Annotated in this window: 19 protein-coding genes; 13 read left to right on the forward strand and 6 right to left on the reverse strand. The window is 64.8% G+C overall.

Annotated elements, in window-relative coordinates; translation table 11 throughout:
* Positions 1 to 19 precede the first annotated feature (19 nt).
* Entirely contained in the window at positions 20 to 325 is a 306-nt protein-coding gene (locus tag C9I57_RS23215) for a HigA family addiction module antitoxin (RefSeq protein WP_018439067.1), read from the forward strand.
* Positions 326 to 417: 92 nt separating this feature from the next.
* The gene (locus C9I57_RS23220) at positions 418 to 669 is read left to right on the forward strand and encodes a hypothetical protein (protein WP_258187790.1); all 252 of its coding nucleotides are present in this window, start codon (positions 418 to 420) and stop codon (positions 667 to 669) included.
* A gap of 11 nt (positions 670 to 680) precedes the next feature.
* On the opposite strand, the gene C9I57_RS23225 is transcribed toward C9I57_RS23220, so the two are convergent.
* On the reverse strand, positions 681 to 1,532 hold the full coding sequence (locus C9I57_RS23225; RefSeq protein WP_107152964.1) for a LysR substrate-binding domain-containing protein: 852 nt from the start codon (positions 1,530 to 1,532) through the stop codon (positions 681 to 683).
* Positions 1,533 to 1,664: 132 nt separating this feature from the next.
* On the opposite strand from C9I57_RS23225, the gene C9I57_RS23230 reads away from it, so the two are divergent.
* Entirely contained in the window at positions 1,665 to 2,876 is a 1,212-nt protein-coding gene (locus tag C9I57_RS23230; protein ID WP_440130243.1) for an aminotransferase class I/II-fold pyridoxal phosphate-dependent enzyme, read from the forward strand.
* A 63-nt stretch (positions 2,877 to 2,939) separates the two neighbouring features.
* Here C9I57_RS23230 and C9I57_RS23235 read toward each other — a convergent pair whose 3' ends face one another.
* Complete coding sequence (locus C9I57_RS23235; protein WP_107152966.1) at positions 2,940 to 3,488, reverse strand: hypothetical protein; 549 nt, start codon at positions 3,486 to 3,488, stop codon at positions 2,940 to 2,942.
* A 135-nt stretch (positions 3,489 to 3,623) separates the two neighbouring features.
* Here C9I57_RS23235 and C9I57_RS23240 point away from each other — a divergent pair, with 135 nt between their 5' ends.
* Positions 3,624 to 4,526, forward strand: a complete 903-nt coding sequence (locus tag C9I57_RS23240; protein WP_107152967.1) for a helix-turn-helix transcriptional regulator — start codon at positions 3,624 to 3,626, stop codon at positions 4,524 to 4,526.
* Here C9I57_RS23240 and C9I57_RS23245 read toward each other — a convergent pair.
* The 4 genes from C9I57_RS23245 to pdxY form a co-directional block, all read right to left on the reverse strand.
* Entirely contained in the window at positions 4,523 to 5,383 is an 861-nt protein-coding gene (locus C9I57_RS23245; protein WP_107152968.1) for a cytochrome c oxidase assembly protein, read from the reverse strand. The genes C9I57_RS23240 and C9I57_RS23245 overlap by 4 nt on opposite strands.
* Positions 5,384 to 5,571: 188 nt before the next feature.
* Positions 5,572 to 6,732 carry a pyridoxal phosphate-dependent aminotransferase gene (locus C9I57_RS23250; RefSeq protein ID WP_107152969.1) on the reverse strand — a complete coding sequence of 387 codons (1,161 nt, stop codon included), beginning with the start codon at positions 6,730 to 6,732 and terminating at the stop codon, positions 5,572 to 5,574.
* 92 nt (positions 6,733 to 6,824) lie between these two features.
* Entirely contained in the window at positions 6,825 to 7,973 is a 1,149-nt protein-coding gene (locus C9I57_RS23255) for a branched-chain amino acid ABC transporter substrate-binding protein (RefSeq protein WP_107153013.1), read from the reverse strand.
* A gap of 462 nt (positions 7,974 to 8,435) precedes the next feature.
* Positions 8,436 to 9,287, reverse strand: a complete 852-nt coding sequence (pdxY, locus tag C9I57_RS23260; RefSeq protein ID WP_107152970.1) for a pyridoxal kinase PdxY — start codon at positions 9,285 to 9,287, stop codon at positions 8,436 to 8,438.
* Positions 9,288 to 9,905: 618 nt separating this feature from the next.
* On the opposite strand from pdxY, the gene hpnI reads away from it, so the two are divergent.
* The 9 genes from hpnI to C9I57_RS23310 all read left to right on the forward strand — a co-directional run bounded on the left by hpnI (position 9,906) and on the right by C9I57_RS23310 (position 19,658).
* A complete protein-coding gene (gene hpnI / locus C9I57_RS23270) occupies positions 9,906 to 11,105 on the forward strand; it encodes a bacteriohopanetetrol glucosamine biosynthesis glycosyltransferase HpnI (protein WP_107153014.1) in 1,200 nt (399 codons plus the stop codon).
* Between the two features lie 93 nt (positions 11,106 to 11,198).
* Entirely contained in the window at positions 11,199 to 12,620 is a 1,422-nt protein-coding gene (gene hpnJ / locus C9I57_RS23275) for a hopanoid biosynthesis associated radical SAM protein HpnJ (protein WP_107152972.1), read from the forward strand.
* A gap of 4 nt (positions 12,621 to 12,624) precedes the next feature.
* The gene (gene hpnK / locus C9I57_RS23280; protein WP_107152973.1) at positions 12,625 to 13,494 is read left to right on the forward strand and encodes a hopanoid biosynthesis-associated protein HpnK; all 870 of its coding nucleotides are present in this window, start codon (positions 12,625 to 12,627) and stop codon (positions 13,492 to 13,494) included.
* A complete protein-coding gene (locus C9I57_RS23285; protein ID WP_107152974.1) occupies positions 13,491 to 14,570 on the forward strand; it encodes a lysylphosphatidylglycerol synthase domain-containing protein in 1,080 nt (359 codons plus the stop codon). Before hpnK ends, C9I57_RS23285 begins: the two co-directional genes overlap by 4 nt.
* Positions 14,571 to 14,953: 383 nt before the next feature.
* A complete protein-coding gene (locus tag C9I57_RS23290; protein WP_181321932.1) occupies positions 14,954 to 15,643 on the forward strand; it encodes an ABC transporter permease in 690 nt (229 codons plus the stop codon).
* Positions 15,640 to 16,353 (forward strand): ABC transporter permease, encoded by a 714-nt coding sequence (locus C9I57_RS23295; RefSeq protein ID WP_107152976.1) that lies wholly within the window; start codon positions 15,640 to 15,642, stop codon positions 16,351 to 16,353. Before C9I57_RS23290 ends, C9I57_RS23295 begins: the two co-directional genes overlap by 4 nt.
* A gap of 21 nt (positions 16,354 to 16,374) precedes the next feature.
* Positions 16,375 to 17,169: an ABC transporter ATP-binding protein gene (locus C9I57_RS23300; protein ID WP_107152977.1), complete on the forward strand. Its 795-nt coding sequence runs from the start codon at positions 16,375 to 16,377 to the stop codon at positions 17,167 to 17,169.
* 5 nt (positions 17,170 to 17,174) lie between these two features.
* Positions 17,175 to 18,299, forward strand: coding sequence for a GlxA family transcriptional regulator (locus C9I57_RS23305; protein WP_107152978.1), 1,125 nt, complete (start codon positions 17,175 to 17,177; stop codon positions 18,297 to 18,299).
* A gap of 96 nt (positions 18,300 to 18,395) precedes the next feature.
* Entirely contained in the window at positions 18,396 to 19,658 is a 1,263-nt protein-coding gene (locus C9I57_RS23310) for an aspartate aminotransferase family protein (protein ID WP_107152979.1), read from the forward strand.
* Positions 19,659 to 19,670 lie beyond the last annotated feature (12 nt).

Consider the following 19,670-nt stretch of genomic DNA (forward strand, 5'->3'; position numbering starts at 1 on the left):
GTCGATAAGGTTTCGGCCCATGGCCGATTCCGACTTCATTCATCCCGGCGCTATCGTGCGCCAGACTTGCCTCGAGCGGTTCAACCTGACCGTGACGCAGGGGGCGACGGCGCTCGGTGTGAGCCGCCAAGCGCTGACCAACCTGTTGAGCGGCAAGGCAGGGATCTCGCCCGAAATGGCACTGCGGCTCGATAGAGCATTCGGCGGCGGCGCCGAGACATGGCTGCAAAGGCAGCTGCTGCACGATCTCGCCAAGGCGCGCGAGAAGTTCGATGGCTTCGATGTCGTGCCGGTGAGTCAGCAGCGACAGAAGTCGTTGTTTTAGGGCTTTGACGTCGACCGCATCGTTGCACTTGCGGCCGCTGCGGCGAGGCAGAGGCATAATAGAGCGCTTGAATTAAGCTCGAGCTGTACGCGATGGCAGCACTACCGATTGAAAGATTGGAAGACATGACCCCTGCCGAGGAAAAGCGTTTCTGGGCGGTGGTCGAGCGTGCATTCGCGCGCGATGATGGGCAAGCGGCTCGGTCGCACCTGGCTGCGGGCCGGCCGATTTACTACTGCGACGATCGTTACCCAGACGATTTTATTCGGAAGTGGCCTGATGGCCGCCGTGAGTTGGTGGCCGTTGATGATGCCGGCAACATTTCTGTTATCCGATGCTTGTGAGTTCCCCGTACTCAAATCCGCAGTTCTCCCAAAATCTGCTCGGCCAAAAAATCGCATTCGGCGCGATTCGACCCGGCGCTGCGTGCGAGCACGATTTCTAGCGGCGGCAACGGTGGCAGCCCTTGCGCTCGACCGAGCTGAACGAATCGCTCGGGCAGCGCGCAACGCGCGACGGGCGCCACCGCGAGTCCCGCTTCGACCATACTGAAGAGCCCAAGCAAGCTCGGACTCTCATACGAAGTCCGATAGGCGATGCGCGCACGCTGCAGCGCGCGGATCGCGTTGGCGCGCGCGACGCTGCCGGCTGCGAAGACGGCGATCGGCAGTGGACGCTCTTTCCATATCGGGCCGCCACGCGCCGCGCCGGCCCAGACCGTCGGCTCGAGGCGGATCAGCTCGCCGCGCATGCCTTTCATGCGTGTCATGCAGGCGAGATCGATTTTGTTGTCCTTCACCAGCGGCACGAGCGCATGGCTCGGCAGGCCGACCACCTGAATCTCAACCTTCGGATAAGTCGCCGAGAACTTTCGCAGCACGCCGGGCAGCAGCGATGAAGCATAGTCGTCGGGCACGCCGATCACGACGCGCCCCTTGATCTCGGGATGCACGAGCGACGCCCACGCCTCATCGCGCAGCGCGAGCATTCGGCGCGCGTACTCGATGAGCAGATACCCCTCTTGAGTCGGCACGACGCTGCGCGCCCTGCGCACAAAAAGCGTCTTGCCGAGCGCGCCTTCGAGCGCTTTCACCTGCATGCTGACTGCCGATTGCGAGCGATGCACGAGTGCGGCGCCACGCAGGAAGCTACCGGCATCGGCAACCGCGACCACCATCGAGAGGACATCGAGATCGAGGGTCTTCATCGCGTCGTATCATCAGAAAAGCTGAACGAAGCGTTCAATATAACGCGTTTGTCTGAATCCTCCCATATCGGCATACTTCACTCGTCAGCCCCCATTTCATTTCGGAATGACTCGCGGAGAGAACACATGCCGATGACTTACGACGACTTTGCCCGCTTGGGCCTCTCGATCGATATGACTCGCGGCAAGCCCGCACCCGAGCAGCTCGACCTATCTCGCGGACTGATCGATGAAGCCGGGACAGTCGGACATCTTTCGCGCGACGGCATCGATTGTCGCAACTACGGTCATCTGCTGGGCCTACCCGAAGCGCGCGAGCTCGGCGCCGAGCTGCTCGGCCTGTCGCCGAGTCAAGTGGTCTCGGCGGGCAACTCGAGCCTCGAGTTGATGCACGATGTGCTCTCGTTCGCAATGTTGTTCGGCTTACCGGGCGGCGAACCGTGGCACAAACTGCCAAGGGGAGCAGCCATCCTTTGTCCAGTGCCCGGCTACGATCGCCACTTTGCGATCTGCGAGGCGCTGGGCATCCGGATGATCGCGGTGCCCATCGACGACGACGGCCCCGACATGGATTTCGTGGAGGCGCAGGTTGCCGCCGATCCTTCGATCAAGGGCATCTGGTGCACGCCGCTTTACAGCAATCCGACGGGAACGATCTATTCGGACGACGTCGTGCGGCGCCTTGCTTCAATGCCGACGGCCGCGCCCGATTTCCGGCTCTTCTGGGACGATGCTTATCGTTTCCATCACCTGACCGAGCGTAGGCACGCTAGCCCCGACATCGTCGGAGCCACGCTGAAGGCGGGCTATCCCGATCGCGCGCTCGTCTTCGCATCACTGTCGAAGGTGACATTGGCCGGCGGCGGGGTCGCGTTTCTCGCATCGTCGCCCCGTAACATCGATTGGTGGCAGCGCCACGTATCGGTGCGCACGATCGGCCCCGACAAGCTGAATCAGTTGCGGCACGTGCGGTTCCTGCGCGATCGCGCGGGGCTCGAGCGATTGATGGAAAGGCATCGCGCGCTGTTACGGCCGAAGTTCGATGCGGTCGCGGCGACCTTCGAAGCGATGCTCGCCGATGCGCCCGGCGTTTCGTGGTCGACCCCGCAGGGCGGCTATTTCGTGAGCCTCTACACCCCGGATGGACTCGCCAAGCGTACGGTCGCGCTTGCCGCCGAGGCCGGCATCGTGTTGACACCGGCGGGTGCGGCGTTTCCGTACCGCACCGATCCCCGCGACACGCATCTGCGCATCGCGCCGAGCTTCCCGAGCCTCGCGGATATAGAGCTTGCCGCAAAGGGTATCGCGCTTTCGTTGCGGCAGGCCATCGACGAGCGCGAGTGACGCCCTGCGGGCAATGAGCGAGGCGCATGGAGCCGCCGAACGGACATCGGCTCGTCGCCTCGTTCAACCCTCCACGCGCGTCGCAAGAAATTCACCTTCGACGAACCAAGTCGACCCGTCGCGATCGAGCGCTTCGCCGATCCAATGAAAACCGCGGGACGTGATTTCGGCGAAGCGCCAGCGCGTGGCTTGACCATCGGCGCGCGCCCCCGTTTGCACGATCTCGTTTCCAACGCGCCGGCCGATTTGCGTTTCGCGGTGACTTCGCGCCGGATTCGTCCATGAAATGCGCCAGGCGCGCAAATCTGGATCCCAGCTGCGCAGCGTAGTGCCGTACATGTTGAATTCCGGATCTTGCGGCGGGCGGGTGCCGCGCGGCGGCATGATCCAGACGTCCTCGATGGCGCGGCCCTCGAGCACCCAGCCGAAATGCGCTTCGGCCGTCATGCCTTTGCCGCGCAAATCGACGCCGCGATAGCGCAGTACTTCGAGCGACCAGCTGCCGACGAGCCAGCCGTAAATATCGTCGGCCTCTCCGATGTCGGCGGCGCGGCCCGGAGCGGCGAGGGCCGATAGGAATGCACGCGATGCATCGTTTTCGATAGGATTCACGTTGAGTCTCCTTCGTTCATCGAATTCGCTTACCGGCCGACCGTGCCGGCGCGGTCTTCGGCGCAGCGGGCGACGGGTCTGCCATCCGCCCGAGCGGGCTCGAGGACGATAGTAGGTAACGCGGCGAGGTGAAACTTGGCAAAAATTGCGGCCGACTTGGACGAGGCGCTCGCGCTGCGGCGCGAGGCGGGCGCGCGAGGACGTGTCGCGCCGCGTGTGATCGCGGCCGGTCGGGGCTGGGACGTCGCGGACGTGCTTTGTACGCACGGGCCTTGTGACAAGCCATTCGAGGAGCGCCATCAGCAGGTACTGATCGCCCTTGTGGCGGCGGGTGCGTTCGAGTACCGGTCCGTGCCTGGAAGAGGGCTGATGACGCCCGGTTCGGTCATGCTCGGTAACGCGGGCGAATGCTTCGAGTGCGGCCATCGCCACCGCGCGGGCGACCGTTGCGTCGCGTTTCGCCTCACGCCAGAGTGCTTCGAGCGAATCGCCGAGGATGCCGGGCTGCGCCGAGCTAGCGCGAGGTTTCCCACGGCCCGCGTCGCGCCTTCGCGAGCGCTCGCGCCGTTCGTCGCGGCGGCTTCGGCCGGTGTTTCCGCGCGTGCCGGCGTTGCCTGGGATGAACTGGCCTTGGCACTTGCCGCCGTCGTGCTACGAGAGACGACCGAGCAACGCGTGCAAGCGGGCAACTCCGTTTCGGCCGCGGCGCTCGAGCGCGTGATGCAGGTGCTCCGGCTGATCGACGAGTCGCCGGACGGCGATACCAGCGTCGATGGCCTGGCCCGGCATGCGGGTTTGAGCCCTTATCATTTTCTGCGTACCTTCGAGCGGGTGACGGGTACGACGCCGCATCAATACGTCTTGCGGGCGCGATTGCGCGCCGCTGTCGAGCGCCTGGTGGATGAGCCCGCGAAGGTCATCGATATTGCCCTCGATTGCGGCTTTGACGATGTGTCCAACTTCAATCGCGCGTTCAGAAACGAGTTCGGAATGAGCCCTCGTGCCTATCGCGCGCGGATGCGAAGCCGGGGTTCCTAAACCGCGGCCCCGCTCGGGCGAGGCGCGACGGCGGGCCGTTGTTGCTCGCCGCGCGGCGCACGCGCCGATAACCGCATCAAATGCCGCAGGGCCATCATCGCCCCGATCGCTTCGAGCACCGCTGCCGGCACCCACATGATGAGGCCGCCGAGGCTCTGGTCGAGCACCGGCGGGATCGACGTGAACGCGCGGCCACACAGCGTGAAAACCGGATAGAGATCGCGCGACGAGAACGTGATGATCGCGCCGACGAGAATCTGCGGCGTCATCGTGATGACGGGCGACAAGACTCTCAAGCCCGGACGCGTGCGGCTCGGCGGGGCGGGACGGTGATCGAGCAACATCCACCAGTAGAGCAGTCCGCTCGCGGCCACGGACCAGTTCATGAACGTATAGATGCGCCAATCGAGCATCGCCACGAACTGTATCGACGGAATCAGCCAGAACACGACCGAAATGACGAACGCCAGGGAAATGAACGTTGGGTTGAGCAGGACCGCGGCGGCCATGCGCGCGGCCGTGCCGCGTTGCCATCGCCGCAGCGAGATGCGCCAGCGCAGAGGCAGCCCCGCGCGAAGCACGCCGCCCGGATAGCCGGCCATCACGATCAATGGCGCGAGATGGTGCAGCACGAGATGCTGCAGGCGGTGCACGAAGAACTGGTGCTCGGCATAGTAGTCGAGCCGCGTATGCAGCGCGATGTAAAAAAGAGCAAGCCCTGACCAGAACGCGGCCCGCCGCGCGAACGTCACGGAAATGCGCCGCGCGCCGCGCGCATAGAGCAGGGCGGCGGCAATGAAAACGGCCACGAGCGCGGGGGAGGGCTCCCACGGATCGAGCAGGCTGAACAAAGACATGACGAATCGTTGGACGGTGGTGCGGGCGTTGAGCGAGCCCTGTGGCCCGCGGACTGGAGTCGGATGTTATCAGGTGCGGGCAGGCGGCGCCGTCCGGCCGTCGCGGCAAACACACATCCCTGGTACAACCAGAACCTTTGCCAGGTGAACGACTCAGTGATGCCGTGACGCCCGATGGCAGCTCCGCATCACAGGCGCCATGACGCACGTATGCGTTCGCGAACGTCACGCATCCGCGAAACGGGCTCGTTCGAGAAGACCAATCGCAGATAGCGATCCGCCGTCGGTCCCCAGTTCGTCATCGGCGTGGCCGCGACCTTGCCGTGTGCGAGCAGCAATCGCGATGCGTCGGCAGGCTCGATGCCGAGGCTGCGCGTATCGACGAGCAGGGACCAGCCGCCGTGCGGGCGAACAACGGGTGGCAGATCGGCCAATTCGGCCATGAGGAAATCGCGCCGGCTTTCCCATTCGGCGACGGCAGCCGCGACACCGTCATCGGTCGCCGTGAGCGCGGCCGTCGCGCCCGGCATGGCAATGCCGACCTGACAGACGACGTTCGACAAGCTGACGAGGCGCACGTCGTTCATGATCGATGCGGGTCCGACGATCCAGCCCACGCGCCAGCCGATCATCCGGTATTCCTTCGAGAGTGAGCCGACGGTGATCGTCCGTTCCCGCATGCCCGGCATGCCGGCCGGATGGATGATCTCCCGGCCGTCGAAGACGATGCGCTCCATCGCCGCGTCATAGACGAGCCATGCACCGGCCCGTTCGCAATGCTCGGCGATCGCGCGCCATTCGTCTTTCGATGCGACAAAGCCGCTGGGCATCGACGGGGACGCGATGAGGAACGCCTTCGTGCGCGGCCCGATCGCGGCAGCGAGGCTCTCCATGCCGAGCCGCCAGCCGTCGGCGCCGGGCTCGAGCCGCGCGAACTTCGCCACGCCGCCCGCCAGGTGCACACGGTTGATGAGGCCCGCATAGGTTGGATCAGTCAGCACCACCTCGTCGCCGGGCTCGAGAATCGACAGCAGCACGTTGAGAATGCCGGCGAGCCCGCCCGCCGATATGACGCATTCGCTTGCTGGATCGTATTCGACACCCGCCGCGCGGCCGACGCGTAGCGCGGCAGCCTGCCGCAGCGGCCACTGCCCGAGAAACGGCAGATAACTGTTGGCTGCGTCGTCGCCGATTGCGTCGCGCGTACGCGCGAGGGCCTCGGCGGGCGGCCTCAAATCGGTATCGAGATTCTCGAGCCTTAGGATGTCGGCGTCATGCATCGAATCCGCCGCGTCGCCGACGCGATCGACACCGATGCCGGGAATGTTTCGCAAGCGGGATACTGTCACGTCGACCTCCGAATGGGTTTAGGAGGCAATGCGCGCCCATCGACGCTGAAGAAGTACTGCCGGGTGTCGATGGGCGCCGATCAGATCCGCGATCACTCCGCGCTCTTGGTGACGACCGTCACCCATTGGCCGTTCTTGACTTGATACATCGTCGACGAGGCGCCCTTCAGCGAGCCGTCCGGATTGAACGCGATATGTCCCGTGATGCCATCGAAGCTGATGTCTTTCAGCTTCGCACGGTAATCATCGGGCTTGGCTGAGTTCGCCGCCTGCATCGCCTTGATTGCGGTCCAGGTCGCGTCGTAGCCGAACGGCGCATAGGAGAGCACATCCACGCCGAACTTCTTCTTGAAGTTGTCGGCGAAGGTCTTGCCGACGGGCGTGCTGTCGAGCGGGCGCCCATACTCCCATGCCTCGGCGTTTTCGGCGTCGTCGCCAGCAAGCTTGATGAAGTCGATATCCTTCACGCCGCCGCCGCCGACGTACTGCGCCTTCATGCCGAGCTGGCGCATCTGCTTCATGATGCCGGCGGCCTGCGGATTGAGCGCGCCCACGAAGATGAGATCGGGATTCTTGCCTTTGAGGCTCGTGAGTTGCGTCTTGAAGTCGGTGGCGGAATTGGTCGTGTATTCGCGCCCGACGATATTTCCGCCCGCCTTCTTGACCGCCTTGGCGAACTCGTCCGCCTCGCCTTGTCCGAACGCAGTGCGGTCGTCGATGATGGCGATACGCTTGGCCTTCGTCACCTCCACGGCATACGTGCCCGCCGTGCCGGCGTTTTGGGCATCGTTGGAAATGACCATGAACATGTTCTTGAATCCGCGGCCGCTGATGGTCGGATTCGTCGCGGCGGGATCGATATCGGGGATGCCGGCCTTCTCGTAAATCACCGAGGCAGGAATCGTCGTGCCGGAGTTGAAGTGGCCGATGACGACATTGACGCCTTCATCCACGAGCTTTTGCGCGACCTGGGTGCCGGTGCGCGGGTCCGCCTGGTCGTCTTCGGAGACAAGCTGGAAGTCCACCGTCTGACCATTGATCTTGATGCCTTGGGCCTTCGCGTCGTCGAGGGCCATCTGCACGCCGTTCTTGAGGTCAGCGCCGTAGTTCGCGTTGGGGCCCGTAAGCGGCGCGGCAAAGCCGATTTTGACTGTCACGTCCGCCGAAGCGGTGAGCGGCACAGCGGCGAGAAGCGTTCCAACGGCAACTGCGATAGGGGCGATCGTCTTCGCAATACGCATGTTCTTTCCTTTGTCGGCAAACATGGAAAACGGCTACGGCGTGCATGCCGGCTCTCGCAAAGACACTCCCAACCCCGATCCGAGTGGACCCGAGCCGGCGCACGGCTCTAATGTGTTTCTAGTTATTCGATGACGCGCTCGTGTGGCGGGACCTCCTGGCGTTCGTGGTTTTCCTCGACATGCCGCAGGCGCCCAAGGGGCGGTTCGGGCGCGGGTTGACGCCCGGCGGCAGCCATTCGACGCGAATATAGGAAGCCAATATGCGTGCGTCTTGACCGTTCGCGTCGCTCCGCATGCGCATTTCGGCACAGGCGACCGGCGCGGGCAATCAGGGCAAACACGCTCGCCACGCCGGATTTTGGCGAGATAAGGGATTACGCTAAGGGCGTCTCGAGGGGGCTTTCCGCCGGTGGCGGTGATTCAGCGGTCTAGCAACGGTTCGGCGCGCAAAGCCGCGCGACGCTAGGCCGTTTCGGCGAGCCAGGCACCGAGCCACTCGCGCGGCTTGGCGATATCGTCCTGCGCGGCGACGAGCTCGAGCTCGTAGCGACCGGCGTCGAAGGTCGCCTTCAGCACAGCGTGGACGGCGGACACCGTGTGTTCGAGTGCCGTGCGCACCGTGTCGCCGAGAAGCCGGCGCGCGACGAAGATCGCGCTCGTCAGCTCAGCCACGCCGACGGGCTGCCGCGCGAAGGGGTAGCGCGTATGTTGGCACAGCCATGCTTCGTCGTGCGTCACCGCGAGCAGATTGATGCGGTCGGCCGGGCTGTTGCGGTCGCGCAACTGCTTGACGCAGACGACCTGCGGCCCGCGCCGGATCAGCTCGCGGCACGCCACGACGGCTTCGTCGACGGTCTCGATCGTGCGGCCGGCCAGCTTTTGCAACGCATCGTGCGTGGGCGCGAGGCCGTCGGCGATGTCGGGGATCTTCTCGAGCAGATACTCGTCGACGCTCGAGCCGGCGCCCGCGCCGATGACAGGGGTCGCGAAGTGCCAGGCACCGGCGTTCGCCGCTTTGACCGAGCGCACGATCTCGACGACGGCGTCGATCTGGGAAGTCGAGCCGAGATAGCCGGACAGAACGGCGTCGCAGCGCCGCAGCATGCCGATCGTGCCGATGCCTTCGACGAGCTCGGCCATTTGCGGCGCGTCGATCGCGCTGCCCGCCCAGTGGCCGTACTGCATATGATTGGAAAACTGCATCGTCTCGAGCGGCCAGACATTGACGCCGAGGCGTTGCATCGGAAACACGGCTGCACTGTTGCCTGCATGGCCGAAGACAACATGCGGCTGGATGCTGAGGACGTTTTTCATGATGGCTTCGTTCGCGCGTCATGCAGGTTTGGAATTAACGATACATGAGTTGTTGCGTCGCGTCATCGTGCGATCCCGCCCCCTGCCGCCAAAAACCGTCGCGGCAGGCCCGCTTGTTGCATAAATGCTGCTCTCCGGCGACGAGATCCGTTGCGGCAGCCCGTTTCGAAGCGCTTTGCCACGCGCGCTGATACAATTGCCCGTTTGCAAAACAGATTACGGTTTGCGTACAGTCGGCCGATAGCGCCAATGGCAACGGCGGCGCGCACGATCGACGATAAAAGCGCACGGGCAGTGCGTCGGGTGCGGTTCTCGAGCGATATTCGGGGGACTTCCGAAAGTCCGCCGGGATACCTTCGTTCCCGTTTCCGCCGTCCGAGCGAACGCGAAAGGCCCGTACCGGAACCGAGCGGCCAGCGGCACCGACTGATCCGTGCGCGCCGGGCCGGGCGGCGGCTCGGGCAGCCCTGATGGCCGCTCGGGGATGAACGAAGGAGTAAGAAACGTGCCAGCTAGTGTCTTTTCATTCCGGTCGTCCGCGATCCGAACGGCCGCGCCTGGCTTTCCGACCGATTCCATGCTTTCGAGCGGCGCCGCGCGGTGACGATCGTGACGACAATGACGACATCGCTCATTTCGGATTGGTTGCTCGTCGCGCTTTGCTGCGTCGCGGCGGCTTATGCGCTCGTGGCGGCGGTCGCCATGCCGTTCGCGCCGAGCGCCAGGCGGGGCCGTGACACGCACGGCGCGCCGCGCGCCTCGCGGCCGGTATGGCCGTGGGGCGAAGCGGTCAGCGTGCTGAAGCCGCTTTGCGGCACCGAGCCGCGGCTCTTCGAGAATCTCGCGACGTTCTGCGAGCAGACGCATCCCTGCTATCAACTGCTCCTGGGCGTTTCCTCGCCGAAGGATCCGGCCATCGCCGTCGTGCGGCGGCTTCAGGCGGCTTATCCGCAGCGCGAGATAGAACTCGTCGTCGATCCGCTCGTGCACGGGCACAACCTGAAGGTCAGCAACCTCATCAATCTCGCCGCGCACGCGAAACACCCGCTTATCGTGCTTGCCGACAGCGATATCGCGGTCGAGCCCGACTATCTCGAATCGGTCACGGCGCCGCTGGCCGATCCGCAGGTCGGGATCGTGACGTGCCTTTACAAGGCGCGCAGCGTCGGCGGCTTCTGGACGCACGTCGGCGCGCTCTTCATCAACGAGTGGTTCGCGCCGTCGGTGCGCATCGCTCATGCGGCCGGCTCGCGACAGTTCGGTTTTGGCGCGACGCTCGCGCTGCGCGCCTCGACGCTTGCCGAGATCGGCGGCTTCCAGGCGCTCAAGGACTGTCTTGCCGACGATTACTGGCTCGCCGAACACACGCGCAAGCTCGGCTTGACGACGGTGCTCTCGGAAGTCGTCGTCGACACGGATGTGATCGAGTCGGAGTTCTCGTCGCTCTGGACGCGCGAGACGCGCTGGCTGCGCACCATCCGTTCGATCAATCCGCTCGGCTTCGCATTCCTCTTCATCACCTTCACGTCGCCGTGGCTCGTGACCGCGGCGCTGCTCGCGCTCGGTCACGGCGGCGCATTCGTGCACGACGCCGCGCTCGTCGGCTCCGCGGCCGTCGGCACGCTGGCGCGACTCGGCTTGCATGCGCGCGGTTCGCGCAATGCGCGTGAGTTCTGCCTGGACTTGCCGCTCGTGCCGTTGCGCGACGCTTTGCTCGCGGTGCAATGGCTCATCGCGGTGTTCGGGTCGCACGTGACCTGGCGCGGCGCGCGCATGCCGGTCGTCGCGCGCGTGGCAGAGGGGTCCGATGGCCCCTGAACGAATCGGTTTGGAAGCACATCGTCGGGAGCGCACCGCTTCACGCGCTCTCCCCATTTGACATCAGCATCCATACAGGTTGCCGGAGCATTCATGAAAACCCTGTTCTTGCAGGCCCCCTCGTTCGACGGCTTCGATGGCGGAGCCGGCTCGCGCTATCAAGCCAAGCGCGAAATCCGTTCGTTCTGGTATCCGACCTGGCTCGCGCAGCCGGCGGCGCTCGTGCCCGATAGCCGCGTGCTCGACGCGCCGGCCGACGGCGTTTCGGTCGAGGCGACGCTCGACATCGCGATGCAGTACGACCTCGTCATCATCCACACCAGCACGCCGTCGTTTCCGAGCGACGCGCTCTTCGCCGAGCACCTCAAGAAGAGGAAGCCTTCGCTGCTGATCGGCATGGTGGGCGCGAAAGTTGCCGTCGATCCGCACAACTCGCTCACGGCCACCGAGGCGATCGATTTCGTCTGCCGCGAAGAGTTCGACTACACCTGCAAGGATGTCGCGGACGGCAAGCCGTTCTCGGAGATCCTCGGCTTGAGCTACCGCGCGAAGGACGGCTCGATCGAGCACAACGGCGCGCGTCCGATGATCGAGAACATGGACGAGCTGCCGTTCGTCGCGCCCGTCTACAAGCGCGATCTGAAGATCGACAACTACTTCATCGGGTACCTCAATTATCCGTACGTGTCGATTTACACGGGCCGCGGCTGTAAGTCGCGCTGCACGTTCTGCCTCTGGCCGCAGACCGTGGGCGGCCACCGCTACCGCGTGCGCTCGGTCGAGAATGTCCTTGCCGAAGTAAAGTGGATCAAGGAGAACATGCCCGAAGTCAAGGAGATCATGTTCGACGATGACACGTTCACCGACGACGCGCCGCGCGCGGAGGCGATCGCGCGCGGGCTCGGCAAGCTGGGCGTGACCTGGTCATGCAACGCGAAGGCGAACGTGCCGTATTCGACGCTCAAGGTCATGAAGGAGAACGGCCTGCGCCTCTTGCTCGTCGGCTACGAGTCCGGCGACGACCAGATCCTCGTCAACATCAAGAAGGGCCTGCGCACCGATTTCGCGCGGCGCTTCAACGCCGACTGCAAGAAGCTCGGCATCAAGATCCACGGCACCTTCATTCTCGGCCTGCCCGGCGAGACCGAAGAGACGATCAGGAAGACGATCGAGTACGCGAAGGAAATCAATCCGCACACGATTCAGGTCTCGCTCGCCGCGCCGTATCCGGGCACCTTTCTCTACAACCAGGCGGTCGAGAACGGCTGGCTCGAGGAGAACAAGACGATCAACCTCGTCAGCAAGGAAGGCGTGCAGCTCGCGGCGATCGGTTACGACCATCTGTCGCGCGAGCAGATCTATCACCATCTCGAGAAGTTCTACAAAGAGTTCTACTTCCGTCCCTCGAAGATCTGGGAAATCGTGCGCGAAATGCTGACGAGCTGGGAGATGATGAAGCGGCGCCTGCGCGAAGGCGTCGAGTTCTTCCGTTTCCTGCGCGCGCACGAGGCATGATCAATTGACCCCACCGGCGGCGCGCGCGCTCATCTTCACGGCCGACGATTTCGGGCTCGATGAGCGCGTGAACGCGGCCGTCGAGCGCGCGTATCGCGACGGCGTGCTGACGTCCGCGAGTCTCATGGTCAGCGCGCCGGCCGCGCGCCACGCCGTCGAGCGGGCGCGCTGGCTGCCGGGTTTGCGCGTCGGTCTTCATCTGGTGCTCGCCGACGGCCGCGCGACGCTGCCGGCCAACGAGATTCCGGCGCTCGTCGGCGCCGACGGTCGCTTCGGCGATGCGATGGTGCGCGACGGCTTTCGCTTCTTCTTTCTTCCGACGGTACGCGCCCAGCTCGCCCGCGAAATTCGCGCCCAGTTCGAAGCGTTCGCGGCGACGGGATTGCCGCTCGATCACGTCAATGCGCACAAGCACTTCCATGTGCATCCGACGGTACTCTCGCTGGTTCTCTCGATCGGCCGCGAGTATGGCCTGCGCGCCATTCGCCTGCCGTTCGAGGCGCATGCGCCCTGGTGGCTCACGCCTTGGATCGCGCTCATGCGCGCGCGCCTCGCGCGGGCCGGCATTGCCCATAACGATTACGTCGTCGGTATCGCCCGCACGGGCGGCATGGACGAGGCGGCGATGCTCGACGCGCTGGCTCGCTTGCCGGCCGGCGTCGGCGAGATCTACTGTCACCCGGCCGAAGCAGGCGCGGCGCCGCTCACGCCGTCGATGCGCGACTACCGCCACGCCGATGAGCTCGCCGCACTCGTCTCGCCCCGCGTGGCGGCGGCGATCGCGGGCATCGCGCGCGGCGGTTTCATGGACGTCTGCGGCACGGGCGATGCTCGTTTTCCCGGCGGGGTCGGGCGAGGGGGCGGCCGGTTATGACGAAATGGCTGAAGTGGGCCGGATGGCCGATCGGCGTGGCGATTCTGCTGGCGCTCGTCGTGCACGAGGGCGTCGGCGACGTCGTTCATGTGATCGGGCAAGCCGGTTTCGCGTTGCTTTGGCTCGTACCGTTCCATGCGCTGCCGCTGCTGCTCGATGCGGTCGCATGGTACGTATTGCTGGGCCGGCGTGCGCCGCTCGCCTTCCTCTGGTGGATCGCATCGGTGCGTGAGGCGGTGAGCCGCCTCTTGCCCTCTGTCGGCGTCGGCGGCGAAATCGTCGGCATTCGCCTTGCGCGCTGGCGCGTGCACGATGCGAGCCTTGTCAGCGCATCGGTGATCGTCGAGGTGCTCATTACGATCGCCGTCCAATACGCATTCTCCGCGCTCGGGCTCGTGCTGATTCTCGCGACGACCGACGGCGGCGGCGTCAAGACCATTGCGCTGGCGCTCGCCTTGTCGTTGCCGTTGCCTGTGCTCGCGGTCGCCCTTTTGCGGCGCGGCGGCGTCTTCCACGCGATCGAGCGTTTCGCGGCGCGCGTGCTCGGCAACGAACACCAATTGCTGCAGGGGATCGACGGCAAGCGGCTCGATGCCGAGATCGATACGCTGATGTCGCGCCCCGGCACATTGCTGCGCGCTTTCCTCTGGCAATTCGCGGGTTATCTGCTCGGCGCGCTCGAAACCTATTGGGCGCTCGCCATGCTCGGCCATCCCGTGTCGGTGAGCGGCGCGGTCGCCATCGAAGCGCTCACGCAGGCCGTCCGTCATGCCGCCTTCATGGTGCCGGCCGGCCTTGGCGTGCAGGAAGCGGCCGTCGTCGTGCTCGCGCAGATGTTCGGTGTCGATCACCAAGTCGCGCTTTCGCTCGCGCTCGTCAAGCGGATGCGCGAGGTCATTTTCGGCTCCATCGCGCTCGGATCATGGCAGCTCGCCGAGCTTGGGCGGGCTCGCCGCCAAATGAATCTTCGGCGCGCACCGGCCGCGGCCCATTCAACGGCCGAAGCGTCGGCGCATGCGGACGCCGGGGGCGAGAACGAGCCGGACAAAACGCGCGATCACGACCTCGTGCGATAGATTGCGCGTTGGCGCACGCGGCGCATTGCATCGCATCGCGCACCGTAAGGAATTACCGGCCGCTCATCGCAAGGTGACGGCCGGTTCGCTTTTCTGCTCCCGCGAGAACCATGTTGTGTTCTTGTCCGACGATACCCACAGATCGTGACGCGATCGTCGGCCGCCCGAATATCAAAAAAGCGACGCGAAATTTGTGCAATGGCACTTGGCCGATCGGCTTATCGGCGGCGTCGATGCATCGGGAAACACGGCTTGCCGCGGCATCGAGCTCCCGGCAATCGGATATTGCAGTGCAGCAGACTGCGAGGCCCCCATTTGAACAAAGTTTTTCCGATTGCGACGATCGGCCCCGAATGACGAACGACTCAAAAACGGAGACGCGTGTGTTCCTTTACGGTTTCGGCCCAATCCTCCTGGCGGGCGCGCTGCGAACGGTCGAGCTTTCGCTGCTGTCGCTCGGCGTTGCCGTCCTGCTCGGACTGGCCGGCGCGCTCGCTAAGCTTTCTCGCAGCCAGGCCATGACGGCCGTCGCAACGGCCTATACGACGTTGATCCGTTCGGTGCCCGACCTCGTGCTGATGCTGCTGCTTTTCTACAGCATCCAGATCGGCGTCAACCAACTGACCGACACGCTCGGGATGGCGCAGATCGACATCGACCCGTTCGCGGCCGGTGTGTTGACGCTCGGCTTTATTTATGGGGCCTATTTCACGGAGACGTTTCGCGGCGCCTTCCTGGCCGTGCCGCGAGGCCAGCTCGAGGCGGGCATGGCGTACGGCATGAACGGGGCGCGCGTCTTCGCGCGCATCCTGTTTCCGCAGATGATGCGCTTTGCGCTGCCCGGCATCGGCAATAACTGGCAAGTGCTCGTCAAGGCCACGGCGCTCGTTTCGATCATCGGCCTCGCCGACGTGGTAAAGGCCGCACAGGATGCAGGCAAGAGCACGTTCAACATGTTCTTTTTCCTCCTGGTGGCGGCGCTCATCTATCTGGCGATCACGACGGTTTCGAACGTCGCCCTCGCGTGGCTCGATAAACGCTATTCGATGGGTGTCAGGCAGGCGGACCTATGATCGAGATTCTTTCCCAATTCGGCCGTGCCTTTCTCTATTGGGACGGCCAGGGCGTTTCCGGCCTCGCGATGACGCTGTGGCTGCTCGTTGCCTCGCTCGCGATCGGCTTCGTCATGGCGGTGCCGCTCGCGGTGGCCCGCGTCTCGAAGAACCGCTGGCTCTCGCTCCCCGTGCGCTGCTATACCTACGTCTTTCGCGGCACACCGCTCTATGTACAGTTGTTGCTCATCTATAGCGGTGTCTACAGCCTCGCGATCGTGCGCGCGCACCCGGTAGCGGGCGAGTTTTTTCGCAGCGGCCTGAACTGCGCGATTTTGGCGTTCGGGCTCAACACGGGTGCCTACACGACCGAGATCTTCGCCGGCGCGATCCGCTCGATCACGCATGGCGAGGTCGAGGCCGCGTGCGCCTACGGCATGAGCCGCATGACGATGTACCGTCGGGTCATCCTGCCTTCGGCGCTGCGACGCGCGCTGCCGTTGTACAGTAACGAGGTCATCCTGATGCTGCATGCGACGACGGTGGCGTTCACCGCTACGGTGCCCGACATCCTGAAGGTCGCGCGCGACGCCAACTCGGCGACCTACATGTCGTTTCAGGCGTTCGGCATCGCCGCGCTGATCTATCTTGCGGTATCGTTCGCACTCGTTGCGGCGTTCAGGCGCGCCGAGCGGCGCTGGCTCGCGTATTTGGCCGTCGGCCGTCACTGATCAGGCTCCAGGGAGAGCATCGTGCTCCAACAGACTTCTCAATCCGCCGCCGCCAAGCTCGCGGCGCTCGACGTCCACAAGCGGTATGGCGACAACGAAGTGTTGAAGGGCGTTACGCTCGAGGCGAAGGCCGGCGACGTCATCAGCATCATCGGCGCGAGCGGATCCGGCAAGAGCACGTTCTTGCGCTGCATCAACTTCCTCGAGCGGCCGAACGCGGGGCAGATCATCGTCGACGGAGAAGCGGTGCGGACGAAGCCGAATCGCTCGGGCGATCTCGAAGTTGTTGACCACAAGCAGCTTCAACGGATTCGCACGAAGCTCGCGATGGTCTTCCAGCACTTCAATCTGTGGGCGCACATGACCGTGCTCGAAAACGTGATGGAGGCGCCCATTCATGTGCTCGGGCTCTCGCGCCGCGAGGCGGAGGAGCGCGCGCGAACATACCTCGAAAAGGTGGGCCTCGCGCCGCGGCTCGAGAAGCAATACCCGTCGCATCTGTCGGGCGGGCAGCAGCAGCGCGTGGCGATCGCGCGCGCCCTCGCGATGCATCCCGACGTCATGCTCTTCGACGAGCCGACCTCGGCGCTCGATCCCGAGCTCGTCGGCGAAGTGCTGAAAGTGATGCAGAAGCTCGCCGAAGAAGGCCGCACGATGATCGTCGTCACGCATGAGATGGGTTTCGCGCGCAACGTATCGAATCACGTGATGTTCCTGCATCAAGGGCGTACCGAAGAGGAAGGCGATCCTTCGATCGTGCTGACGCAGCCGAAGAGCGAGCGCCTGAGGCAGTTCCTCTCGGGCAGCCTCAAGTAAGGCGAATGCGCGCGCGCGAGGCCGCCGTGCTTCCCGCGGCCCCTTCCTCCACGCGGACGCTCGACCGTTCGTCGGCGCCGGTCCGTGCAATCGAAGTCGCGATCGTCGCGTTGCCGCCGGTCTCGATGTCGGGCATCGGATCGATCGTCGACGCATTCACGCTCGCGAACGAAATCGACGGCCGCTTGCTCTATCAGGCGCGAGTCTATTCGTGGGACGGACGCCCGGTGCCGCTCTCCGGCGGCGCGATGTTGCCGGCCCACGGAGCGTTCGGCGATGGCGTCGCCTGCGATTGGCTCATCGTCGTGACCGAGCGCTTTCAGCAGTTCGCCGATTACCGGCTTTTTCTCGCGGCGCTTTCGCGCGTTGGTCAGCGCACGCCGTTCGTCACCGGCATTCATCACGGCGTCTGGTGGCTGGCGATGGCGGGCCAGCTCTCGGGATACCGCGTCAGCGTGAACTGGGAGACTTTTCAGCAGTTCGCCGAGGAGTTCGAACGGTCGATCGTCACGCAACAGATCTTCGAGATCGATCGGGACCGCGCCACCTGCGTCGGCGGGCAGGCGAGCGCCGACTTCATGCTCGCGATGATTGCCCGCGATCACGGTCCCGAGCTCGCCCACCGGATTGCGGATGCGCTGGGCCTCGGGGCGCTGCGCGCCGGCGAGGAACGTCAGCGCATTCCGTATGTCACGGCGCCGGGCGAGCGCCATCCGCGGCTGAACGACGCGTTGAAGCTGATGGAGGCCAACATCGAGGATCCGCTGACGACGGACGAGATCGCCGAGCTCGTCGGGGTTTCGCGCCGGCAGCTCGAACGACTCTTTCGTCAATATCTCGCCGCCATGCCGTCGAAGTACTACCTCGGCCTGCGCCTGACGAAAGCGCAGATGCAGTTGCGGCGCACGAGCAAGTCGATCGTGCAGGTAAGCCTTGCCTGCGGGTTTTCATCGGCGGCGCACTTTTCCAATGCCTATCGTGAGCGGTTCGGCATCACGCCGCGCGAGGAGCGCCGCAGCTGGATCGCCAAGCAACAGGGGACGGGTGCGCCTTTTGCGGCGGAACCGCCTGTCGGCGCCCTCATCGAGCCGCTCGATGCCGAGCCGCGCGGGGCGACGCGAAACGAATAGGGTGCGGCGAACCCCGATAAATCGCGTCGCGCATGAGCAAGACGGAGCCGCGAACGTTTTCTAAACTATCGCCATTACCTCAACGAGGAATCTGCCATGAACGAATTCGCTGTGGACCGCCGGACGTTCGACGACGTCATGGTGCCCGTGTTCTCGCCCGCGCCTTTCATTCCCGTGCGCGGCCAAGGTTCGCGCGTATGGGACTCGCAAGGGCGCGACTATATCGACTTCACGGGCGGCATCGCGGTGACGGCGCTCGGCCACGCGCACCCCGAGCTCGTGCGCGTGTTGCGCGAGCAGGGCGAAAGGCTCTGGCACGTCAGCAACGCCTATACGAACGAGCCGGTGTTGCGCCTCGCGAAGCGTCTCGAGGCGTTGACGTTCGCCGAACGGGCGTTTTTTGCCAATTCGGGCGCCGAGGCGAACGAGGCGGCGCTGAAGCTCGCACGGCGTGTGGCCGTCGAGCGGCATGGTGCCGAGAAGTTCGAAATCGTCTCGTTCGCACAGTCGTTTCACGGGCGCACGCTCTTCACCGTCAGTGTCGGCGGCCAGCCGAAGTACGCGGAAGGTTTCGGCCCGGTGCCGCCCGGCATCCGCCATCTGCCTTACAACGACATTGCGGCGGCGCGTGAGGCCATCGGCCCGCAGACGTGCGCCGTCATCGTCGAGCCGATCCAGGGCGAGGGCGGCGTGATCCCGGCCGATCCGGCGTTCTTGCGGGCGCTGCGCGAGGCGTGCGACGCGCATGGCGCGCTGCTGATTTTCGACGAAGTGCAGACCGGTGTCGGCCGCACGGGGCATTTCTATGCCTATATGGACACGGGCGTGACGCCGGACATCCTGACGACGGCCAAGGCACTCGGCAACGGCTTTCCGATCGGCGCAATGCTGACCACGAAAGAGCTCGCCGCGCATTTCAAGGTCGGCGTGCACGGCACGACATACGGCGGCAACCCGCTCGGCGCCGCGATCGCGGACAAGGTCGTCGAACTCGTCAGCGATCCGGCGCTGCTCGAAGGCGTCAAGCAACGCGGTGCGACGCTGATTGCGCGGCTCGATGCGCTCGGCAAGCGCTTCGGTCTCTTCAAGGAGATTCGCGGCAAGGGCCTCTTGATCGGCGCGGAGCTGACTTCGACCTACGAAGGCCGCGCGAAGGATTTCGTCAACGCGGCGGCCGAGCACGGCCTGATGCTGCTGATCGCGGGCCCGAACGTTTTGCGCTTTGCCCCGTCGCTCGTCATTGCCGACGCCGACCTCGAAGAGGGGCTGCGGCGGCTCGAGAAGGCGGTCGAGCAGGTTGCCGGCGCGAGCGCCGAAGCAAGCCAGGCCGCGAGCGCGACGAACGTCGCGGCGCGTTGATCGGGCAGGCCA

It is taken from the genome of Trinickia symbiotica, assembly GCF_003028655.1.
Lineage (GTDB): Bacteria > Pseudomonadota > Gammaproteobacteria > Burkholderiales > Burkholderiaceae > Trinickia > Trinickia symbiotica_A.